Origin of the sequence: Enterobacter wuhouensis (assembly GCF_035835995.1) — a bacterium.
Taxonomy (GTDB): domain Bacteria; phylum Pseudomonadota; class Gammaproteobacteria; order Enterobacterales; family Enterobacteriaceae; genus Enterobacter; species Enterobacter wuhouensis.
In genome coordinates, this window is sequence record NZ_CP142124.1 from 141,564 (window position 1) to 164,038 (window position 22,475).

General features: G+C 56.1%; 18 protein-coding genes and 1 tRNA gene. 5 read left to right on the forward strand and 14 right to left on the reverse strand.

Annotated features, from left to right (window positions below):
• Nucleotides 1-418: 418 nt before the first annotated feature.
• From VPX56_RS00740 to pifC, 4 genes are all read right to left on the reverse strand, one after another.
• Nucleotides 419-712: a hypothetical protein gene (locus VPX56_RS00740; RefSeq protein ID WP_326469302.1), complete on the reverse strand. Its 294-nt coding sequence runs from the start codon at nt 710-712 to the stop codon at nt 419-421.
• Nucleotides 713-934: 222 nt separating this feature from the next.
• Entirely contained in the window at nt 935-1,330 is a 396-nt protein-coding gene (locus VPX56_RS00745) for an NUDIX domain-containing protein (RefSeq protein WP_326469304.1), read from the reverse strand.
• A gap of 122 nt (nt 1,331-1,452) precedes the next feature.
• Nucleotides 1,453-1,620, reverse strand: coding sequence for a hypothetical protein (locus VPX56_RS00750; protein ID WP_326469305.1), 168 nt, complete (start codon nt 1,618-1,620; stop codon nt 1,453-1,455).
• Complete coding sequence (pifC, locus tag VPX56_RS00755) at nt 1,621-2,709, reverse strand: transcriptional repressor PifC (protein WP_326472186.1); 1,089 nt, start codon at nt 2,707-2,709, stop codon at nt 1,621-1,623.
• Between the two features lie 554 nt (nt 2,710-3,263).
• Here pifC and VPX56_RS00760 point away from each other — a divergent pair.
• Complete coding sequence (locus VPX56_RS00760; RefSeq protein WP_326469306.1) at nt 3,264-3,566, forward strand: hypothetical protein; 303 nt, start codon at nt 3,264-3,266, stop codon at nt 3,564-3,566.
• Nucleotides 3,567-3,709: 143 nt separating this feature from the next.
• Here VPX56_RS00760 and VPX56_RS00765 read toward each other — a convergent pair whose 3' ends face one another.
• Together VPX56_RS00765 and VPX56_RS00770 are read right to left on the reverse strand one after the other, a co-directional pair.
• Nucleotides 3,710-4,906 carry a tyrosine-type recombinase/integrase gene (locus VPX56_RS00765; RefSeq protein ID WP_060579745.1) on the reverse strand — a complete coding sequence of 399 codons (1,197 nt, stop codon included), beginning with the start codon at nt 4,904-4,906 and terminating at the stop codon, nt 3,710-3,712.
• 162 nt (nt 4,907-5,068) lie between these two features.
• A tRNA-Sec gene (locus VPX56_RS00770) sits at nt 5,069-5,163 on the reverse strand.
• 290 nt (nt 5,164-5,453) lie between these two features.
• On the opposite strand from VPX56_RS00770, the gene VPX56_RS00775 reads away from it, so the two are divergent.
• Nucleotides 5,454-6,845, forward strand: a complete 1,392-nt coding sequence (locus VPX56_RS00775) for a glycoside-pentoside-hexuronide family transporter (protein ID WP_131634646.1) — start codon at nt 5,454-5,456, stop codon at nt 6,843-6,845.
• A gap of 12 nt (nt 6,846-6,857) precedes the next feature.
• Nucleotides 6,858-9,176 (forward strand): alpha-xylosidase, encoded by a 2,319-nt coding sequence (gene yicI / locus VPX56_RS00780; RefSeq protein ID WP_131634647.1) that lies wholly within the window; start codon nt 6,858-6,860, stop codon nt 9,174-9,176.
• 58 nt (nt 9,177-9,234) lie between these two features.
• On the opposite strand, the gene VPX56_RS00785 is transcribed toward yicI, so the two are convergent.
• Together VPX56_RS00785 and VPX56_RS00790 are read right to left on the reverse strand one after the other, a co-directional pair.
• Nucleotides 9,235-10,938 (reverse strand): AsmA family protein, encoded by a 1,704-nt coding sequence (locus tag VPX56_RS00785; protein ID WP_326469309.1) that lies wholly within the window; start codon nt 10,936-10,938, stop codon nt 9,235-9,237.
• 119 nt (nt 10,939-11,057) lie between these two features.
• Nucleotides 11,058-12,449: a nucleobase:cation symporter-2 family protein gene (locus VPX56_RS00790; RefSeq protein ID WP_131634649.1), complete on the reverse strand. Its 1,392-nt coding sequence runs from the start codon at nt 12,447-12,449 to the stop codon at nt 11,058-11,060.
• Nucleotides 12,450-12,673: 224 nt separating this feature from the next.
• On the opposite strand from VPX56_RS00790, the gene gltS reads away from it, so the two are divergent.
• Complete coding sequence (gltS, locus tag VPX56_RS00795) at nt 12,674-13,876, forward strand: sodium/glutamate symporter (RefSeq protein ID WP_131634650.1); 1,203 nt, start codon at nt 12,674-12,676, stop codon at nt 13,874-13,876.
• Between the two features lie 2 nt (nt 13,877-13,878).
• On the opposite strand, the gene recG is transcribed toward gltS, so the two are convergent.
• The 5 genes from recG to gmk are packed head-to-tail and all read right to left on the reverse strand — an operon-like array spanning nt 13,879 to nt 19,744.
• Nucleotides 13,879-15,960 (reverse strand): ATP-dependent DNA helicase RecG, encoded by a 2,082-nt coding sequence (gene recG / locus VPX56_RS00800; protein WP_326469313.1) that lies wholly within the window; start codon nt 15,958-15,960, stop codon nt 13,879-13,881.
• A gap of 2 nt (nt 15,961-15,962) precedes the next feature.
• Nucleotides 15,963-16,652 (reverse strand): tRNA (guanosine(18)-2'-O)-methyltransferase TrmH, encoded by a 690-nt coding sequence (gene trmH, locus VPX56_RS00805; protein ID WP_131634652.1) that lies wholly within the window; start codon nt 16,650-16,652, stop codon nt 15,963-15,965.
• Nucleotides 16,653-16,656: 4 nt separating this feature from the next.
• Nucleotides 16,657-18,771: a bifunctional GTP diphosphokinase/guanosine-3',5'-bis pyrophosphate 3'-pyrophosphohydrolase gene (spoT, locus tag VPX56_RS00810; protein WP_131634653.1), complete on the reverse strand. Its 2,115-nt coding sequence runs from the start codon at nt 18,769-18,771 to the stop codon at nt 16,657-16,659.
• A gap of 19 nt (nt 18,772-18,790) precedes the next feature.
• Complete coding sequence (gene rpoZ / locus VPX56_RS00815) at nt 18,791-19,066, reverse strand: DNA-directed RNA polymerase subunit omega (RefSeq protein WP_000135058.1); 276 nt, start codon at nt 19,064-19,066, stop codon at nt 18,791-18,793.
• 54 nt (nt 19,067-19,120) lie between these two features.
• Nucleotides 19,121-19,744 (reverse strand): guanylate kinase, encoded by a 624-nt coding sequence (gmk, locus tag VPX56_RS00820; protein ID WP_326469317.1) that lies wholly within the window; start codon nt 19,742-19,744, stop codon nt 19,121-19,123.
• A gap of 251 nt (nt 19,745-19,995) precedes the next feature.
• On the opposite strand from gmk, the gene ligB reads away from it, so the two are divergent.
• Nucleotides 19,996-21,666: an NAD-dependent DNA ligase LigB gene (gene ligB / locus VPX56_RS00825; RefSeq protein ID WP_263610590.1), complete on the forward strand. Its 1,671-nt coding sequence runs from the start codon at nt 19,996-19,998 to the stop codon at nt 21,664-21,666.
• Here ligB and VPX56_RS00830 read toward each other — a convergent pair whose 3' ends face one another.
• Nucleotides 21,667-22,284: a trimeric intracellular cation channel family protein gene (locus VPX56_RS00830; protein WP_131634656.1), complete on the reverse strand. Its 618-nt coding sequence runs from the start codon at nt 22,282-22,284 to the stop codon at nt 21,667-21,669.
• Nucleotides 22,285-22,475 lie beyond the last annotated feature (191 nt).

Here is a 22,475-nt window from a genome sequence, read left to right on the forward strand (position 1 = left end):
CATTTATATTTGCTAAAATTGTAATAATCCTCTAATCACAACAATCTCAACTTTTTTGTGACTCTGCTGCAATAATCTCTCTCTTGCTCTTCTCAGATCCGATTTCTGGTGCAGCCGGAGAGTGACGGTTGAGTTGGTGATTCAGGGAGATACGCTGCACGGACAGCGGAACCACGGGCAAAGAGATTCCTGAAAGGCTCGCACCGGCGGGAAAACGGAAACGGGGCCGCGCGGTAAGCCTGAATTAAATAATTACTTAAAATCAATAAATTGATCGGTTTTATGGGACTGAAAAAGGCGAGGTAAAAAGTTTTCGGAAGTGAGGGGGATGCGAGTAAATCAGGCTGAGGGGCTGAATACGGATGGACCGGATACAGAATGAAGGGAAACGGCAGGAATTATTTCCGCCTCGGGGATATCAATCTCCGGAGCGAAAGGTCATGAACGGACGGGATGGGCACCTCAGCCCTTCTGCAAAGAAAGACTTCCATTCCGGATGCCAGCGGGATAATGCCGGACGGTTCTCCGTGATATACTGCGACGACCAGGTGATCCGTCTGGTATCCATTTTCGGTGTGACTTCGCAATCCGGGCACAGTATGTAAAAATCGCCTGCATTGAATCGGGGCATAAACCAGTCGATCACCTGTTCGGCAGTCCACGTCTCTGCCGGCTGAGAGTCTTTGCCGGTATCCATGTCGGGAAAATTCATTGGCGTCCAGGTAAAACCAGGAATCAGGGGTGCTCCGTCACTCTGCCGCCAGCAACCTGACGCAGCTCATGTGCCAGTTGTTCAGACAGTATTTTGATTGCGGCTTTGCCGCGTATCAATATTAATGGGTAAGTGGTTCAGGCGCCTGACCGCACCATCCTGAAAGACAGTGGAGCAGGCGATATAAGTAGCTTAGTTTTGACTATAGAACACAAAATTCATTTACAGGATTACAGTTAACAACCAGTCAAGATTTTTAACTCTTTGGCTGGGTAAGTCATCCAAACTAAACCAGCCCAAATCAATCGCATCGTCGTTGGCTTTCAAAAAACCAGATTCAATTTCACATTTTATGGGATAAAGGATAAATTCATAACTAAGAACATCATTTTTATTATGAAATTTTTCTTTAAATGGAAAGTATGATATTAATGCCTTCACTTTTAAGCCTGTTTCTTCAGATGTCTCTCTGACAACTGCATCACTAGGAAGTTCTTCCTGAAGCAGGGATCCCCCGGGTAAACCCCAGCAATGACGCTCAGGAGGATTTGCTCTCTTAACCAGTAAAATTTTGTTATTTTCAGTTATAATCGCCAAACAACCGCGTTTCATTGTCATAACACCACCTTTATAATTGAATCATTTAGGGGAATATTAATGTAAGACTAAGCGTCCCTGAGTATTCCCAAAATATCTGGTTTAGACTGATATGCTGGGTTACTTAAAAATATGAATCTTCGTTAGTCCCAGTTTTCCTTGAAATCGCCTCCCGAACTGACATTTTCATCCAGGGCGCTGATGCTGCGGGCCAGCCCCTCCGCTGTCGCCGTATACCCGTAACGGTCATCTTCAGCCTTCAGTACCGGGCCTTCAAAGCCGGCGCGGGACAGTGCATTTTTAGTGGTCATCTACAGATCTCCGTACAGGCAACGCAGCCCAGTCAGGGCCTCCGCCAGCGTGCCTTCAGCACATCTCGTGTAGACCTCCCGGACCAGCATCTCAAAGGTCTCTGCCGGCATAAAAATTCGCAGCCCGTCGATACCGTAGAATCCCTCTTTCGAGACGTGCCCGGGCGGGGAGAACATCACGCGCTCCCCCTGGTGACCGTGCGTCAGGGCTTCCGGATGACGGGCATACAGAGTGAACAGGCCCAGCAGTTCGGAGAAGGTCTCCCAGCCGTACGGCACCACGAAGTCCTGTCCGGTGATCAGCAGGTGCAGACGGGGCGTGGTGTACCAGGCCCCCGGGCGTTCTCCGGGGTGCAGGCCGTCAATGCGGATCTCCAGGCGCAGCGTGCCGGCCTCGATGGTTTCAGTTACGGCCGGAATCACCGGGCGCAGCTCCTGCGCCAGATCTCTGGCCTTCTCCCCGCTCCAGTCCAGCCCGCGCAGCATCAGCGGGAAAACGGCCTTCAGCCGCGGCAGGGTGAAAATCCCAGCGAGCGCACTGTCGGGAATATCGGCGAGGTTAAAGGAGTCGCTCTCCAGCGGACGCAGAAGGTGTTCGGCATACACCTGATCCACGACCGGGCGCAGCTCTGCCCGGAAGTCGTCAAACTCTTCTGTCCAGTTTTCTCCGGCCAGGCGGAAAATCCCCTTCAGGTAGTGACCGTCCACCGGACGGTCATGCTCCACCTGCCAGGCCAGCAGGTCGCGGGTGATGTCGAGCAGCGTGCCCAGAGCCGGGAGAGTGGCCAGCCTGTTATGCCCGCAAATAAAGGCCTCCCGGGCATAGGCTAGGATGAAGCGCAACTCATCCCGGGAAACCGGGCTAGTGCCGAAGGTCTGGCCGAGAATGATATGCCGGTACAGCTGCCGGACCGTGCCATCCGGATCTGCGACCAGCTGAAAATATCCGTCGCCGGCGGCGGCCGTTTTCAGTCCGTCATCGAGGAAGCGTTCGGCCAGGGCGTTGACCGAAGTATTTTCCCGACCGGCACGCGCTTTAAGCGCCTCGATCAGCTTTTTATGAAAACGCAGGTTAAGCTGGCTGAGCATCATCGTTCCTTGCATGTTTGTTTTGCTCTTCATGCTAACCTAGCATTTTATTATTAGCAATTAATCAGTTTGTTTTGATTCTTAACATTGTGATGCATCATGAATTAATGAGAGTGATGAGTACGGCGCTACTGTAATGCCTGTCCCCTCTTATTTCTCCGCAGATCCGAAAACCCCAGGTTCCGGATCTATCTCTCACTCGCCGGCGCGCAGCTGCGCAGAAACACAACATGTGCCACGCCGTCAGCTGCGTTTTCTTCTATATAGTGTTTACCCCCTGCCCCGTGACCGGGTGCGCAGGAGCAGATATTGCCGCTTTGTTTATTCCCTCGCCGTGTTACACTTCCGGAAAGTTGTTATAAGACGGAAAGTCGGATCTGCCTGAAACGGTCATCCGGTAATTTAATGGCGTGGTTATAAGGCTGCTTATTATCATTCTGGTGATATTCACGACAGGAAAAATAAGCATAGCAATATTCAGGTGGGTGACTGATGCAGTCCTGTTCGCAGTCAGTTGTGCTGCACATCCTAATTACTCTGAGTGACTATTCCATATGAATATACCATCACATGAAAGCGAGCGCGTTCCGGTTTCACTTGAAACCGTCTGGCGGGCGCTGACCGCCCTCGGTCATCAGCGGCTCTGGCTCCGCTCCCCTGATGACCATGGCGTACATAACTGGCTGATTGTCACCTGGGACGGCCAGACGGTGGCTGAACGTATCCGGGCCTCCGGCTCCTGGTGGCTGACCGGGGATGCCTGCGCCATCTACACCAATCCGGAACGGATCGTCCCGGACGGGCTGGAAGAGCTCACCTGGCTGTCGGTGCAGCGGCGAATGAAGGACGGATTCTGAGGACGTCCTGAGATAAGTGGGGGAAAGATTTACTATCGGCAACAAAAAATAGATGAGAAGTTACGTTGTGGAGCACTTCCCTGGGGAAGCGCTCTAATGATATTTTTTCCTTTTCCTTATAAGAACAATTCTGTTAATAATTATTAAGAGGCAAGTATTAAATTCGACTTTCCGAATTGACTTATATAATCCGCATACCACTGCATCATTTCCCTCCTTCCCTCCAGATACTGCGCATGGTTATATGTCCCACGTATCGCATTCTTATCCACATGCGCAAGTTGCGTTTCTATCCATGCTGAGTTAAACCCTTTTTCATGAAGGATAGTACTCATCGTGTGGCGGAAACCATGCCCCGTCAGTCTTCCTTTATATCCTAATAGCTCAATCACCTGATTAACGCTCTCCTTTGAGATCGGCTTCGTTCGATCATTGCGTCCGACGAAAACCAGTGGGTATAGCCCCGTAATAGGCTTTAGTGACTCAAAAAGTGAGACAACCTGATTCGACATCGGAACGATGTGTGGTCGTTTCATCTTCATCACTTCAGCAGGGATCTCCCATAGCTGCTTTTCAAAATTGATATCCTCCCAGCGGGCAAAACGTAATTCCTGAGTTCGTACCCCTGTAAGCATGATGATTTGAGTCGCAGTCTTAGTAATAACGCTACCGGTGTACCCGGCAAGATCCCTAAGAAAGTGAGGGAGTTCTTCGGCAGTCAGGAATGGAAAATGTGTTTTCTTAGGTGTTGCGAGGGCTGTGGCGAGATCGGGTGCTGGATTGTATTCAGCGCGTCCGGTCACGATTGCATGACGGAATACTTCACCGCAGCGCTGTCTGACTTTACGCATCTTTTCTAATGCGCCACGTTTTTCCATCCGGCGAAGAGTTTCCAGCAATTCCATGGGCTTAATTTCAGCTATGGGACGCTTACCGATGTAGGGAAAAATATCCTTTTCAAAGGTATCAATAATTTCATCACGATAACGTAGCGACCAACGATCCGCTCTCAGTTGATGCCATTCCCGGGCAATAGCTTCGAAGGTATTTTCATAGTTAAGCTTTTGAGCGATTTTCTCTGCTTTTTTTAGCTCTCCGGGATCGCTTCCAGCAGATAGTAACTTTTTCGCAGCTTCACGTTTTTCACGAGCTTGAGCGAGAGAAACCTCGGGATAAACGCCGAAAGCAAGGCGCTTTTCTTTACCCGCATAACGATACTTTAAACGCCAATAGCGTGAGCCGTTGGTGGTTACTTCAAGGTAGAGGCCTCCACCATCAGATAGCTTGTACGGCTTCTCTTTGGGCTTGGCTGTGTCGATTTGTCTGACTGTTAGCTTCATTGGGGGCATCTCAAAATGGGGCTATAAATCATGCCCCCCATTATGCCCCCAGAATGCACTTGATTCTGGTGGAGACAGTTGAACTCGGGAGAACATAATTAGCAGTAATTGGGGGTATTATAGGGGATTTACTTGAGACAGTGGAGTTCAGTAGAGGCAAACTGGCGGAAGATCACAGGAGTCGAACCTGCCCGGGAACGCTGGCGTCCCCAACTGGATTTGAAGTCCAGCCACCTCACCGGAGATGACGATCTTCCGCGCCTCGATTGCTACATGGAGGCGGGGCGCATTATAGCTACTTTCAGGCATTTACCACATACCCCCACACACTTTTTTCACATCTCTTTTGACCTTAAACCCCCTGTTTCAGTTAATTCCTAAGAAAATCCTCAGGTTAGCATTTCGTGCTCATCGACTTTTACCCCGATCACAAAAAAGAAGAAACGTAATCTGCTAACCAGAAAACGCAATACCCGCCTTTGAAACAATGGTTTAAAACGAATGCAACCGGTCTCAGCGCCCCCTACAGCGTGAAGGATATAAAAAGATGAGCGAAGTATTGTCAGTAAAAGAGAAGATTGGCTACGGCATGGGTGACGCCGCCAGCCACATCATTTTTGATAACGTTATGTTGTACATGATGTTTTTCTACACCGATATTTTCGGCATTCCCGCCGGGTTTGTTGGCACCATGTTCCTGCTGGCCCGCGCGCTGGATGCGATCTCCGACCCGTGCATGGGGCTGATTGCCGACCGCACCCGCAGCCGCTGGGGCAAGTTCCGTCCGTGGATTTTGTTCGGCGCCATCCCGTTCGGCATCGTCTGCGTGCTGGCCTACACCACGCCGGACCTCAGCCTCAACGGCAAAATGGTTTACGCCGCCGTTACCTACACCCTGCTGACCCTGCTCTATACCGTGGTCAACATCCCATACTGCGCGCTGGGCGGCGTGATAACCAACGACCCGACGCAGCGTATCTCCCTTCAGTCCTGGCGCTTTGTGCTGGCGACGGCGGGCGGCATGCTCTCCACGGTGCTGATGATGCCGCTGGTGAACCTGATTGGCGGCGACGATAAAGCGTTCGGCTTCCAGGGCGGGATTGCCGTGCTGTCGGTGGTCGCGTTCCTGATGCTGGCGTTCTGCTTCTTTACCACCAAAGAGCGCATCCAGGTGCCGCCAAGCACCACCTCCATGCGGGAAGACCTGCGCGACATCTGGCACAACGACCAGTGGCGCATCGTCGGCGTGCTCACCATCCTCAACATCCTCGCCGTCTGCGTGCGCGGCGGGGCGATGATGTACTACTGCACCTGGATCATGGGCTCGCCGGAGGTGTTCGTCGCGTTCCTCACCACCTACTGCGTCGGCAACCTGATCGGCTCCGCGCTGGCGAAACCGCTCACCGACTGGAAGTGCAAGGTCAGCATCTTCTGGTGGACCAACGCCGCGCTGGCGGTGATCAGCGTGGCGATGTTCTTCGTGCCGATGCATGCCACCGTGCTGATGTTCGCCTTTATCTTCGTCATCGGCGTGCTGCACCAACTGGTGACGCCGATTCAGTGGGTGATGATGTCCGATACCGTCGACTACGGCGAATGGACCAACGGCAAACGCCTGACCGGCATTAGCTTTGCGGGCACCCTGTTCGTGCTGAAGCTCGGCCTGGCGCTGGGCGGGGCGATGATCGGCTGGATGCTGGCAGGCGGGGGCTACGACGCGGCAGCCAAAACCCAGAACAGCGCGACCATCAGCATCATTATCGGCCTGTTTACCCTGGCCCCGGCGGTCTGCTACGTGCTGAGCGCCATCATCGCTAAACGCTACTACACGCTGAAAACCCCTTTCCTGACCAAAATCATGGGCGAGCTGGCGCAGGGCGCGCGTCGCAATCAGCAGGAGTTTGAAAACCTGCCGGTCAGCAAAGAATTACAGAACTAAGAGGACGAGAGTATGAAAATCAGTGATGGAAACTGGCTCATTCAACCGGGCCTGAACGTGACCTATCCGGTTCAGGTGTTCGACGTGGAGCAGCAGGGCAATGACCTGGTGGTGTTTGTTGCGCCGCGCGACGTGCGCGAACGCACCTGGCAGCTCGACACGTTGATGTTCACGGTGCGCCTGTTTGCCCCGCAGGAAGGGATTGTCGGGGTGCGCATCGAGCACTTCCAGGGCGCGCTGAATAATGGCCCGCACTATCCGCTGAACGTTCTGAAAGACGTGAAGGTAGAGATTGAAAACAACGCCGATTTTGCCGAGCTGAAAAGCGGAAGCGTCAGCGTGCGCGTCACCAAAGGCGAATTCTGGGCGCTGGATTTCCTGCGTAACGGCCAGCGCATTACCGGCAGCCAGCTGAAAAATAACGGATACGTGCAGGATACCAATACCGATCGCAATTACGTGTTCGAACGTCTGGATCTGGGCGTGGGCGAAACGGTCTACGGTCTGGGCGAGCGCTTTACCGCGCTGGTGCGCAACGGCCAGACGGTCGAAACCTGGAACCGCGACGGCGGTACCAGCACCGAGCAGTCCTACAAAAACATCCCGTTCTACCTGACCAACCGCGGCTACGGCGTGCTGGTGAATCACCCGGAGAACGTCTCGTTTGAAGTCGGCTCCGAGAAGGTCTCCAAGGTGCAGTTCAGCGTGGAAGGAGAATATCTCGAGTACTTCGTGATCGACGGCCCGACGCCGAAAGAGGTGCTGAATCGCTATACGCAGTTCACCGGGCGTCCGGCGCTGCCGCCTGCCTGGTCGTTCGGCCTGTGGCTAACCACCTCGTTCACCACTAACTACGACGAGGCGACGGTAAACAGCTTTATCGACGGCATGGCCGAGCGCGACCTGCCGCTTCACGTGTTCCACTTCGACTGCTTCTGGATGAAGGCCTTCCAGTGGTGTGACTTCGAGTGGGACCCGGTGACCTTCCCGGACCCAGAGGGGATGATCCGCCGGCTGAAGGAGAAAGGGCTGAAGGTCTGCGTGTGGATTAACCCGTACATCGGCCAGAAATCCCCGATCTTCCGCGAGCTGAAAGAGAAGGGCTACCTGCTCAAGCGCCCGGACGGCTCCCTGTGGCAGTGGGACAAATGGCAGCCGGGGCTGGCGATTTATGACTTTACCAACCCGGAAGCGTGCCGGTGGTATACCGACAGGCTAAAAGGCCTGGTGGATATCGGCGTCGACTGCTTCAAGACTGACTTCGGCGAGCGTATCCCGACCGACGTGCAGTGGTTCGACGGTTCCGATCCGCAGAAGATGCACAACCACTACGCCTACATCTACAACGAGCTGGTGTGGAACGTGCTGAAGGAGACGGTAGGGGAAGAAGAGGCGGTGCTGTTTGCCCGCTCTGCGTCCGTCGGCGCGCAGCAGTTCCCGGTGCACTGGGGCGGCGACTGCTACGCCAACTACGAGTCGATGGCCGAAAGCCTGCGCGGCGGCCTGTCGATCGGCCTGTCCGGCTTCGGGTTCTGGAGCCACGACATCGGCGGGTTTGAAAACACCGCTCCGGCGCACGTCTATAAGCGCTGGTGCGCGTTCGGGCTGTTCTCCAGCCACAGCCGACTGCACGGCAGCAAATCCTACCGCGTGCCGTGGGCGTACGATGATGAGTCCTGCGACGTGGTGCGTCACTTCACGCAGCTGAAGTGCCAGCTGATGCCGTACCTGTATCGCCAGGCGGCGCTGGCGCGCGAGTTCGGCACGCCGATGCTGCGGGCGATGATGCTGGAGTTCCCGGACGATCCGGCGTGCGATTACCTTGACCGCCAGTACATGCTGGGTGATGCAATGATGGTGGCACCGGTGTTCTCCGAGGCGGGTGACGTTCAGTTCTACCTGCCGGAAGGCCGCTGGACGCACCTGTGGCACAACGACGAAATTCAGGGCAGCCGCTGGCATAAGCAGCAGCATGATTTCCAGAGCCTGCCGGTCTACGTGCGCGATAACACCCTGCTGGCGCTGGGTAACAATAACCAGAAGCCGGACTACGCGTGGAACGCGGGGACGGCCTTCCAGCTGTTTAACCTGGCCGATGGCGCAACGGCGGTGAGCGAAGTGCCTGCGTCGGACGGTTCGGTGGCGTTTACGCTGAAAGCGTCACGTCGGGGCGACATCGTGACCTTTACCGGCGCGGGAGACGCGCAAAACTGGTCGGTGTGCTTGCGCAACGTTCAGAAGGTGAGCGGCGTAAAAGGGGGTTCACACGCGGGCAGCGAGTGGGGTGTGGTGGTGAAAGCCGAGGGGAATGAGGTGGTGGTTCACCTTTAATTCCCCTCACCCTGACCCTCTCCCACGGGGAGAGGGAATGGTTTGCTCCCTCTCCCTTTTAGGGAGAGGGCTGGGGTGAGGGGGGTGTTGACACCACACCGCCCGTCATCGTCTGCTGCACCTGCTGTTTATCCATATTCACCGCGTTCAGCTTACCGTTCACCGTTGGTTTCAACGGTGCGCTGGCCTGCACGCTGCCGCTGGCGGTGAGCTGAATATTGCCGTCACCCGTAATCGGCAGCGCAGGCCAGCCCCACTGCTGCACCACGTTGAGCGGTACGCCGCGCCCGTTCAGGCTCACGGTGGTCTGCCGCTGCGGAAGCTGTGAAACCGTTGCCGTGGCTTCAAGAATCCCTTTCTCGGTAAAGGCGCTCAGGTCGGTAATGTTCACCGTGGCGGCGTTGGCATTCAGCGCCAGCGACGGACGGCGCACGTCCACGCGGTTAAAGGTGGCCGCCGCCCCGTTCAGCGTCGCGCTGCCGCCCCATACTCCCCACTGTCGGTCTTTAGCGATTTGCAGGTTTGCGCCGTAGCCGTCGAGAGACGTGATTTGCCATGGGAAGGTCGGATCGATATCGATCACCAGGTTGCGGCTGAGGCTAAATTTGTTCAGCTTAACGCTGTCCAGCCATTGCGGCAGCTGTTCCATCCACAGCGTTTTCCAGTTTTCCGGCAGGGTGTATTCCAGCCCGGCGATGGCGGCATCGTCCAGCACCAGCGCTTTGCCGTCGCGCAGCCAGTTGCCGGAGGTGCGCACCATGCCACCCTCCCAGCGGGAGGTGAGCTGGCGTAGTGCAATACCCTGCGGAGAGAATTCTGCATTCATAATCGGATCGAACAGATGCAGCGAGCCGTAGATAAACTCGCTGGCATTCATCGACAGGCGCCCGTCCTGGCTCTGCCAGTCGCCTTTGCTCAGCGTCAGGTTACGCAGGCTTAAGTCGAGGTCGGTTACCGCCCAGTCAGGCCCCTGCAGGCGGGCGTCGGTCACTTCCAGCCGCCCAATTTGCAGGGATGGCAGGGTGGTTATAGGCGTGAAGAAATCCAGCAGCGATTTATCACTTTGCAGGCGGATCTCATTCAGGCGCATGCTGTCGATCACCCAGCTGCCGTCGGCATTACGCAGGGCGGAGCCGGTGAGCGAACCGCGCGCCATATCGGCACCGATGGTGTTCAGCACCACCTCTTTACCGTTGAGCTGGCCCTGGATCAGCACGTTGCTGGCCGGCACGCCGTTGAGGGTAAGCGAGCCTGCACTCATCTGGATCTGCGCATTCTTGCCCAGCACGTTGCCGGCCTCGGGCTGCCACGGGCTGACGCCGCCCGTCACTTTTTGCGCGCTTAAATCCCACTCGGTATTCGGGCTGTTAAACGCCATGTTGTTCAGCTGCAGGCGGTCGGCCTGGAAGGGAAGCGGCGCGGTCTGGGGGGAGAGATTCAGCGTGCCGTCGAACAGGGTGATGGTGTCCATATGCAGCGGATCGGTCACCTGGCGGCTGCTTAAACCAATATCGACTTTTTTGGCGACCAGCGTGGCCGGTTTGCCGTCGCGCCCAAAGGTGACGTTTTCAAGGATGATGTGGGAAGGCGATGAAAAGCGGTGATCCATCAGGTCGAAGCTGAGTTCGTAATCGGTGTTAACGGTTATCCAATTGCTGACCTGCGACGCGCCCCAGCGGGTCTGGAGCAGAATATAGAACGCCAGCACCACCACGAGCAGGGCGATAAGAAGATAGACAAGCAGCTTTCCAATAAATTTCATGGTCTTCCATCCCGCAAAACGCACATAAGGGAGTTATGCACGATTTATGCGCAATGCTCAAGGCGGGAATGGTGTAATTAGATGTCACGGCAGGCATTGACTGCCTGCCGTGATGACGATCAGTTTTTTTCAGGCGGGAAAACAAGGTTCAGCACGATGGCCGTAATACCGCCCGCAGCAATGCCGGAAGAGAGCAGGTTTTTCACCCAATCTGGCGCAAACTGCAGGATTAGAGGCTGCTGGGATACGCCCAGACCGACCGCCAGCGACAGCGCGATAATCATGATCGCGCGACGATTCAGCGGCTCGCGGGAGACGATGCGCACGCCGGAGGCCGCGATGGTCCCGAACATCACCAGCGTCGCGCCGCCGAGCACCGGCTCAGGAATGTGCTGCACGAAGCCGCTCACCGCCGGGAACAGGCCGAGGACAATCAGCATCAGCGCCACCACAAAGCCAACGTAACGGCTGGCAACGCCGGTCAGCTGGATCACGCCGTTGTTCTGGCCGAAGCAGGAGTTCGGGAAGGTATTGAATACCGCGGAAACAAACGAGTTCAGGCCGTTTGCCAGCACGCCGCCCTTCAGGCGCTTCATGTACAGGGGGCCAGAGACCGGCTGTTCAGAGACGTCGGACGTTGCGGTGATATCACCGATGGTTTCCAGCGAGGTGATCATAAAGACCAGCATCAGCGGAAGCAGCAGGCCCCAGTCGATGCCCAAACCATAGTACAGCGGCGTTGGGATAGTAATCAGCGCAGCATTCGTCGGCGCGGTATTCTCCGGCAGCATGCCCAGCGCCCAGGCCATCAGATAACCGGCCGCCATCGCGATCACCAGGGATGCTACGCGCAGGTAGGGGTTACGCTGGCGGTTAAGCAGAATGATGATTGCCAGCACCACGCCTGCCAGCAGCAGGTTTTTCGGTGCGCCAAAGGTGTGGTCGCTCATTGCCGCATACCCGCCACCGATGGAGGTAAGGCCCACCTGAATCAGCGACAGGCCGATAATCATCACCACCACGCCGGACACCAGCGGAGTGATCACGCGGCGCGCCAGGTGCAGAACGCGGGAGATCACCATCTCCGTGCAGCTGGCCAGCATCAGCGTGCCGAACAGCGCCGCCATCATGGTCGGCACGTCCGCGCCGCCGGTTTTCAGCGCCGTGCCGCCCATGATCAGCGGTGCCACGAAGTTAAAGCTCGTACCCTGAATCGACAGCAGTCCAGACCCCACCGGACCCCAGGCTTTAATTTGAATAATAGAAGCCACGCCGGAGGCAAAGAGAGACATGCTGATGATGTGCTGCGTGTCCTGAGCCGGTAAGCCAAGCGCCTGACAAATCAGCAGCGCGGGGGTGATCACCGCAACAAACATCGCCAGCAGGTGCTGGCAGGCGGCAAACAGCGTCTGCGGCAGCGGCGGGCGGTCTTCAAGGCGGTAAATCAATTCGCTGTTGTGCTTGTGCGCAATCGGTTGCGCATCGGCGGACTCTACGGTGTTAACGGACATCTGCGGCAATCCCACGGTGGAAAAGCGGGCATTTTATCTGACCACCTGGTAAAAGCAAACGATTGCCAGCAAAAAAAGAGAAGAAAATCTGCTGGTGTGGGCGGGTTTTCTACAATGCACACGAAAAAAAAATTACACTTTTCGCGCCGGTGTCTTATGAGGAGCGCAAGCCGGCCCAGGATAACGCCGCGTGTGCATGGAACACGCGCATAAAGGAGCCTACTATGATTCATCTTGATACGTTGTCGACCCTTGTTGCCGCAACGCTGGTCTTACTGCTGGGCCGTAAGCTGGTGCACAGTGTTTCCCTTTTCAAAAAGTACACCATTCCTGAACCCGTTGCCGGCGGCCTGCTGGTGGCGCTGGCCCTGCTGGTGCTGAAAAAAAGCATGGGTTGGGAAATCGATTTTGACATGTCCCTGAAAGATCCGCTGATGCTGGCCTTCTTCGCCACCATCGGCCTGAATGCTAACCTGGCGAGCCTGCGCGCTGGCGGAAAAGTGCTCGGCGTGTTCCTGATTGTGGTTGTTGGGCTGTTATTGATGCAAAACGCCATCGGTATCGGCATGGCATCCCTGCTGGGGTTAGACCCGCTGATGGGGCTGCTCGCGGGGTCAATCACGCTGTCAGGCGGACACGGGACCGGGGCGGCATGGAGCAAGCTGTTTATTGAGCGCTACGGTTTTGAAAACGCAACGGAAGTGGCGATGGCCTGCGCGACCTTCGGCCTGGTGCTGGGCGGATTGATAGGGGGCCCGGTGGCGAGGTATCTGGTGAAACACTCCTCCACGCCAGACGGTCGTCCGGATGATGAGCTGGTGCCGACTGCGTTTGAGAAACCGGACGTCGGACGCACTATCACCTCTCTGGTGCTGATTGAAACCATCGCCATGATTGCCATCTGCCTGACGGTCGGCAAAGTGGTTGCGCAATGGCTGGCAGGATCGGCATTTGAGCTGCCAACGTTCGTCTGCGTGCTGTTTATCGGGGTGATCCTGAGCAACGGCCTGGCGCTGATGGGCTTCTACCGCGTGTTTGAACGTGCGGTTTCCGTACTGGGAAACGTCTGTCTGTCACTGTTCCTGGCGATGGCGTTGATGAGCCTCAAGCTGTGGGAACTGGCATCGCTGGCGCTGCCGATGGTTGCAATTCTCGCGGTGCAAACGGTGTTTATGGCGCTGTACGCGATTTTTGTCACCTGGCGCATGATGGGCAAAAACTACGATGCGGCGGTGCTGGCGGCAGGCCACTGCGGGTTCGGTCTGGGGGCAACGCCAACGGCCATCGCGAACATGCAGGCGATCACTGAACGCTTTGGGCCTTCTCATATGGCGTTTCTGGTGGTTCCGATGGTCGGGGCGTTCTTCATTGATATCGTCAACGCGCTGGTGATCAAGCTGTACCTGATGCTGCCGATATTTGCCTGAAATCAGGCGTTGGAATAGCGCTCGGTTTCCGGCATCCAGCGCTCAATTAACGCTGCCGCCTGCTCGGGGTAGCGTTCATGGATATGGCGCGCAAGGCGTTGAACTTCGGGGATCATGGCCTGATCGCGCAGTAAATCTGCCACTTTAAATTCCGCGTTACCCGTCTGGCGCGTGCCGAGCAGTTCGCCGGGGCCACGGATCTCCAGATCTTTTTGCGCAATCACAAAACCGTCGTTGCTGTCGCGCAGCACCTGCAAACGCATCTGCGCGGTTTTCGACAGCGGAGCTTTGTAGAGCAGCACGCAGTGGGAGGCTACCGCGCCGCGGCCCACGCGCCCGCGAAGCTGGTGGAGCTGCGCCAGGCCCAGACGTTCCGGGTTTTCGATGATCATCAGGCTGGAATTCGGTACATCCACGCCCACTTCGATAACCGTGGTGGCAATCAGCAAATGCAAACCACCCTGCTTGAATGACTGCATTACCGCCTGTTTCTCGGCGGGCTTCATTCGCCCGTGCACCAGGCCAACGTTCAGTTCCGGCAGCGCCAGCTTTAGCTCTTCCCACGTTGCTTCAGCGGCCTGCGCTTCCAGCAGCTCGGACTCTTCAATCAACGTACATACCCAATATGCCTGTCGCCCTTCGTGGGTGCAGGCGTTGCGCACGCGTTCGATGATCTCGCTGCGGCGCGTATCCGGAATGGCAACGGTGGTGACCGGCGTGCGGCCAGGCGGAAGTTCGTCGATGGTGGAGGTATCCAGATCGGCGTAGGCGGTCATCGCCAGGGTGCGCGGAATCGGCGTGGCGGTCATGATCAGCTGGTGCGGGTGGAAGCCCTGCTGCAGACCTTTTTCCCACAATGCCAGACGCTGATGCACGCCAAAGCGGTGCTGTTCATCGATGATCACCAGCGCGAGGCCGCTAAACTGCACCTGCTCCTGGAAGATGGCGTGGGTGCCGACAATCATCTGCACCTGGCCACTGGCGATAGCGTCCTGTTGCGCAAGGCGCGCTTTGCCTTTTTGCTTCCCGGCGAGCCAGCCCACTTCAATCCCTAGCGGCGCAAACCAGGCGCGGAAGTTGTTGGCGTGCTGTTCGGCCAGCAGTTCGGTCGGCGCCATTAGCGCGACCTGTCTGCCGTGGGCAATCGCGCGCAGGGCGGCCAGGGCGGCAACCAGCGTTTTACCTGACCCGACGTCGCCCTGCACCAGGCGCATCATCGGCACGTCGAGCGCCATATCGCGTTCGATTTCGGCGGTGACGCGCGCCTGTGCGCCGGTGGGTTTAAACGGCAATGAGGCCAGCAGCTTATCCTTGAGCTCATCACGCGGGCTTAGCGGCTGGGCATGGAAACGCTGTGCGCCCGCGCGAAGCGCCAGCATGCTCAGGTTATGTGCCAGTAATTCCTCAAGGATAAGACGCCGTTGGGCGGGGTGTTTACCGGTCTCTAAGTCGCTGAGCTGCAGGGACGGCGGGGGGCGATGCAGGGTGCGCAGCGCCTCCGGCAGGCTCATCATACCCTGCGCCAGTTCGGGCGGTAGCAGTTCGGTTATGGCGCAGGTATCGAGCAGCTCCAGCGCCTGATCGGTGAGCTTACGCAGCGTCGCCTGCTTGATGCCTTCGGTCGTCGGATAAACCGGGGTCAACGTCTCCTGGAGTTCCGGCATGCTGAGATCGCCCTGCACGCGGTACTCCGGGTGGATCATCTCTGCGCCGTATTTCCCGCGTTTGGCTTCCCCGTAGGCAAGCACGCGTCGGCCCGTCGCCAGGCTGTTTTTCATCGCTGCGCTGAAGTTGAAAAAGCGCAGGGTGAGAATGCCGGTGCCATCGCTGATTTGGCAGGTCATCATCCGGCGTCCGCCAAAGGTGATGTTGCAGTTCAGTACTTCGCCTTCAACGGTGGCGTAGATCGCGGGAAGGAGATCGCCAATCTTATACAGCTGGGTGCGGTCTTCGTAACGAAGGGGGAGGTGAAGCAGGAGATCCTGCACGGTGTGCAGGCCAATTTTCGCCAGCTTGCTGCTTTGCGCCGCGCCCACGCCCGTAAGCGTATTGAGCGGAATGGCATCCAGCAGGCGGCCTTTCATGGTTACCCTGCGTACTGCATTGTGGACCACCACTCGGCGTCGGCTTCAATTTCGCCCTGCGCGTTAACGTGGGGGTAAGGCAATTTTTTCTGCTTCGCAACGCGCGCAAGTACCGGATAACCCCCTTCAAACAGCAGTCGCTGCTGTTCCTCCTCCGGGAGCATACTGTTACTGCGCATATACATGCCTGCGTTTTGCCGCTGGCGCTGCGCTTCGTACAGAATGAGCGCGGAGGCAACAGACACATTCAAGGACTGCACCATGCCGGTCATCGGGATGATGATATCCCGATCCGCCAGATCCAGCGCTTCCTGAGAGATCCCCGTTTTCTCCTGCCCCATCAAAATGCAGGTCGGAAGAGTGTAGTCGATCTCGCGGAAATCTACGGCTTTATCGGAGAGGTGGGTCGCAAGGATCTGCATACCGCGCGCTTTCAGGTGCGATACGGCTTCGCCAATGGTTTGATGATTTTTGACGGATACCCAGCTGTTACTGCCTGCTGCTGCAGAAACCATGTTGCGCATGCGGTTGCCTGGCCAGACGGCGTGCACTTCATGCACGCCTACGGCGTCAGCGGTACGGACAATAGCAGCGACGTTATGCGGTTTATGAACCTGCTCCATGCAGACCGTCAGGTCAGGCTGACGCCTGGCCAGCATCTCGCATATCCGTGCATAACGTTGTGAGTTCATAAAACTAGTTTCGGTTACGCGTGACTTTAATGACGTCCGGCATCACGCGGATTTTGCGCATAATGTTCGCCAGATGCACACGGTCACGGGCGGTCAGACGGATAAAGGCGCTGTACACGCGGCCATCTTTCTCTTCCGTATTCAGGCTTTGAATATTGGAAGAGGCCGTGTTGATCGCTGCCGTCAGGTTTGCCAGGGCACCCTGGTGGTTGAACATATCCACCTTAATTTCGGTGATGAACTCCTGCGCCGTCTCTTTATCCCACTCAACCGCCATGAATTTTTCCGCTTCTTTTTGATAGCCGCGGATGTTACGACAGGATTCATGGTGGATAACCAGCCCTTTACCCGGGCTGACGTGGGCGATAATCGGATCGCCAGGAATAGGACGACAGCATTTTGCGAAGGTGATTAGCACCCCGTCCGCGCCTTTAATCGGCAGGTGGCCGTGGCTTTGTGTCGTTGACGGAACCGCAGGGGTATCGCCCTGCTGCAGGTTCTTCGCAACGACCACGCTCATGGCGTTACCGAGGCCGATCTCTGCCAGCAGATCGTCCAGCGAGGCGAGCTTCATTCGCTCCAGCTCATGCTGGATATTCTCTGGCGGGATTTCAGCCAGCTTACGGCTTCCGCCCAACGCATGGTTGAGCAGGCGACGACCCAGGCTGACGGAGTCATCGCGCTTGAGGTTTTTCAGCAGCTGACGGATTTTCGCGCGCGCCTTGGAGCTCACGACAAAGTTCAGCCACGCCGCATTCGGACGTGCGCCCGGCGCGGTAATAATTTCCACCGTCTGGCCGCTGGAAAGCGGCTGTGACAGCGGGTAAGGCTGTCTGTCGACGCGCGCGCCCACGCAGGCGTGACCGATATCGGTATGCACGGCGTAAGCGAAGTCGACCGGTGTTGCACCAGCAGGCAGCTCGACAATGCGCCCCTCTGGTGTGAAAACGTAAATCTCATCCGGGAAGAGATCGGATTTGACGCTCTCGATAAATTCAAATGAGCTACCCGCACTTTGCTGCAGCTCCAGCAGGCTCTGCATCCAGCGCTGGGCGCGGATTTGTGCGGTTGTGCTGCTTTCGCCACCGTGCTCTTTATAGGCCCAGTGTGCGGCTACACCCATCTCTGCCATCTGGTCCATGTCTTCGGTGCGGATCTGCACTTCTACAGGCACGCCGTGCGGACCGATCATCGAGGTGTGCAAAGATTGATAGCCGTTCGCTTTTGGAATGGCGATGTAATCTTTCATGCGCCCCGGACGCGGTTTGTAGAGGCTGTGCATCTGCCCCAGCACGCGATAACAGGTGTCTGAATCGTGGACGATGACGCGGAAGGCGTAGATATCCATGATCGAGTGAAAACGCTGCTCTTTGAGCACCATTTTGCAGTAGATGGAGTACAAATGCTTTTCGCGACCGCTGACGCGGCACGGAATTCCCGCTTCCTGTAAACGCCCTTCAATTTCAGAGAGGATCTTTTGAATCATCTCTTTACGGTTACCGCGTGCGGCTTTCACCACCTCTTTGATCACGCGGTAGCGGTTAGGATACAGCGCTTCAAAACCCAGCTCTTCCAGCTCGGTTTTAATGTGATGAATACCTAAACGGTGCGCCAGCGGGCTGTAGATTTCGAGGGTTTCACGGGCAATGCGGCGACGTTTATCCGGGCGAAGCGAGCCCAGCGTGCGCATGTTGTGGGTACGGTCAGCGAGTTTGATGAGAATGACGCGGATATCCTGCACCATCGCCATAATCATCTTGCGGAAGTTTTCGGCTTGCGCCTCTTTCTTATCGCGGAAATTCAGCTTATCAAGCTTAGACACCCCTTCCACCAGTTCGGCAACGCTTTTGCCAAACAGCTGTTCCATATCCTGGTAGGTGGCGGGGGTATCTTCAATCACGTCATGCAGCAGGGCGGCCATTAGCGTTTCGTGGTCGAGTTTCATCTCGGCCAGAATGCAGGCTACCGCAACCGGGTGCGTGATATAGGGTTCACCGCTTGAACGTGTCTGGCCCTCGTGAGCGTCACGTGCAACGAGATACGCCTGCTGAAGACGCTTAATCTGGTCTTCAGGCAGGTAGGTTTGAATCAGTTGATTCAGGCTTTCAAACAGATACAAGGGCGACCCGCAGGTTTAATTAACGACGACCTTCAGCAATGGCGGTTACGGCCTGCAGTTCTGCGGCTTCCTGCTCTTGCTGCTCCTGGCGCTCACGCACGTCGAGGATCTGGTTGTTGATCAGACCTTCTTCGATTTCGCGAAGTGCAATAACGGTGGTTTTATCGTTTTCTTCCGGTACCAGCGGATCTTTGCCGCCTACCTGCATCTGACGAGCGCGACGCGCGGCGACCAGCACCAGGTCAAAACGGTTACCAATTTTCTCTACAGCGTCCTGAACAGTTACGCGTGCCATACTTAAAATGCTCCACAGGTGAAGAAATGACTGGGCATGATACTGAAAGTGGGTTCAGTCTGCCAACAGTTTGGTGATTAATGCGTCATGTCGCTGCTTCTGGCGGCTCATACGCAGGCGTTCTGCACGAAGAATGGTCTTGAGATCGCTAAGGGCGGCATCAAAATCATCATTCACAATAAGGTAATCATATTCCGCGTAATGGCTCATTTCTGCAACTGCCTGCTCCATACGCTTTGCGATCACTTCTTCGCTGTCCTGGCCGCGGCCGCGCAGACGGCGAACCAGCTCATCTTTCGATGGCGGTAAAATAAAGATACTGCGCGAATCCGACATTTTCTTGCGAATCTGCTCTGCACCCTGCCAGTCAATATCCAGGAAAACATTTACGCCGGTTGCCAGAACCTGCTCAATGGTTTCACGCGAGGTACCGTAGTAGTTACCGAAAACTTCTGCGTGTTCAAGAAACGCGTCTCTACCAATCATCGCTCTGAATTCGTCGTGATCGACAAAGAAATAGTGTTCACCGTGCACCTCACCCGGACGCGGCGCTCGCGTGGTGTGAGAAACAGAAACCTGCGTGTCGTACAACGGTTGGGTTTTTAACAATGCCTGAATAAGGCTGGATTTACCCGCGCCACTAGGGGCAGAAACAATATAAAGCGTGCCTTGAGCCATGAGAGTCTTTTGTATGTGTTAACGAAGAAGTCCTACATACGGGCTTATTATACACGTCGGCGCACCGTGACGTAGCCTTTGTCACACTTTTTCCCCTGGATTATTGAATTTTGCGTGCCGTTTTCAGGTTTTATGTGGGGTTTTCAGCAACAAAAAGAAACGCTGGATAGCACCTCGCATTGTGAAACGTTGCCGTTAGCGTTGTTTCAGGCATTCGGGTATACCTCCTGCAATGCAAAGGAGGGGTAGCGATGTGGCGATGGATAAGCGGATTAATGCTGTTGTGGTGTGGCTATGGCGCGGCGGTGTGTCCGGTGTGGTCGCAGGTAAAAGCAGAGAAAGAGATAGCGTTGTTAAGCGCGCAAATCAAACGCTGGGATGATGCCTACTGGAAGCAGGGCGTGAGCGAGGTGAATGACGAGACTTACGACCAGCTCAACGCACGGTTAGCGCAGTGGCAGCACTGTTTTGGCAGCGATCCTTCAGAGGAGAAGCTGCCCGCACTGATTGGGCGCGTAAAGCACCCTGTAGCCCATACGGGGGTCCATAAGGTTGCCAGTAAAGTAGAGCTGAATCAGTGGATGCGCGCCCGGCGCAATCTCTGGATGCAGCCCAAAGTAGACGGAGTGGCGGTGACGCTGGTCTACCGTGACGGGAAGCTCGCTCAGGCCATCAGCCGGGGCGACGGGCTTAAAGGTGAAGACTGGACGGCGCGAATACGTTTAATACCGTCAGTTCCGCAAAATCTGGCCGGCGCGCTTGCGAACAGCGTGTTGCAGGGTGAGCTTTTTTGGCTGCGCGATCGCCACGTTCAGCAGCAGATGGGCGGGATGAACGCGCGGGCAAAAGTCGCGGGTGCGATGATGCGACAAAAGGACGCCCCAATTCTGAACCAGATTGGAATTTTTATCTGGGCCTGGCCTGATGGACCGAAAGACATGCCGGTCGCTTTGGCTGCGCTGTCAAAAGCCGGATTTACCCTCACATCCCGCTTTACGTTGCCTGCTGCGTCGATTGAGGCGGTAGAAAAGCAGCGCTCAGCATGGCAAACCACAGCGTTACCCTTTGCCACGGACGGCATTGTGGTGCGCTCAGCGGAGGAACCCACGGGTGAAAACTGGTTGCCGGGGGAGGGAACCTGGGTCGTAGCGTGGAAATATATGCCCGTCGCGCAGCTGGCTGGGGTAAAGGATATTCAGTTTGCCGTCGGACGCACGGGCAGGGTGTCCGTCGTGGCGGTGCTGGAGCCTGTATTGCTGGATGATAAACGGGTGCAGCGGGTTAGCCTTGGTTCGGTTGTTCGCTGGCAACAGCTGGACGTTGCTCCCGGCGACCAGGTGCTGGTTAGCCTGGCCGGTCAGGGTATCCCTCGGCTGGATAGGGTGGTATGGCGTGGCGTAGACAGGCAAAAACCGCAGCCCCCCACCTCGCAATATCATTCACTGAGCTGTTTTTACGCCTCGCCGGACTGTATGGAGCAGTTTTTTGCCCGGCTGATCTGGCTCAGCTCGAAGCAGGGGCTGGATATCGAAGGATTAGGCGAGTCAGGCTGGCGTGCGCTCTACCAGGCGCATCATTTTGAACATATTTTTTCATGGCTGTTGTTAACGCAGGCAGAGCTGCAGGCAACGCCGGGGCTTTCTGCCGTACGCGGACTGGCGCTCTGGCATCGTTTTAATCTGGTGCGCGATCGGCCCTTTATTCGGTGGATAAGCGCAATGGGGGTTCCCCTCACCAAAGCGACGCTAAAGGCTGCCGGTGGGCTTACGTGGCAGACGATGAGCGAGCGTAGCGTTGCGGACTGGCGGGCGCTACCGGGAACGGGAGAGGAGAAAGCGCGGCAAATTGTGACCTGGATAAATTCGCCTCAGGTTGATGTGCTGACAAAGTGGCTTGCTGAGCAGCACATCAACGGATTCTGATTAGTGTGCGTTGTGCTTGTAGTGGAATACCGGTAACCCAAGCTTCAGGCGCAGCGCCAGCATACGAGCCGTAAAGCCGAACAGAAGCGTGGAGATGACCACAACATCGTGGTTAGAAACATAATGCTGAAGGGCTACATAGAGCACCGCGGCGGCAAAAGAGATGCCGGCATACAGCTCTTTCTGGAACACCAGAGGAATGCGTTTGCAGAACATATCGCGCAGGACGCCGCCAAATACACCTGTTATTACGGCGGCAATGGTAGCAATAACCGGGCCTTCACCCATATCGAGGGCAATCTGGGCACCGATTATCGAAAAAACGATCAGTCCGAGTGCATCAAGCACCAGGAACAGGCGGCGCAGGTGGGGCATCACGGGAGCCACTATGGTCGTTAATACGGCAGCCGTTGCGACGATAATGACGTATTCAGGGTTTTTAACCCAACCGAGCGGATAATGACCGAGCAGAATATCGCGCACGGAACCGCCGCCCAGCGCGGTGGCGGTAGCAATGATGATTACGCCGAAGGTGTCCATACGGCGACGTCCGGCAGCAAGTGCGCCGGTCATGGCTTCTGCGGTGATGCCAATAAGATAGAGAATATGAAGCAGCATAAAACCTCCGGTATACAGGCATGGAGGTTAGCGATTTGTGCGCAGGATCACGATTGAGATTTTCTAAGGCGACGCGATTTTCCTTAGTAAATCTTATCCAAACTTAAAGATTCATGTTGATGAAGGAGGCTTTGGCGAGATAATTGCGTATGAAAAGGATGAAAAAAACTAATGGGTGATGTCAGGCGACA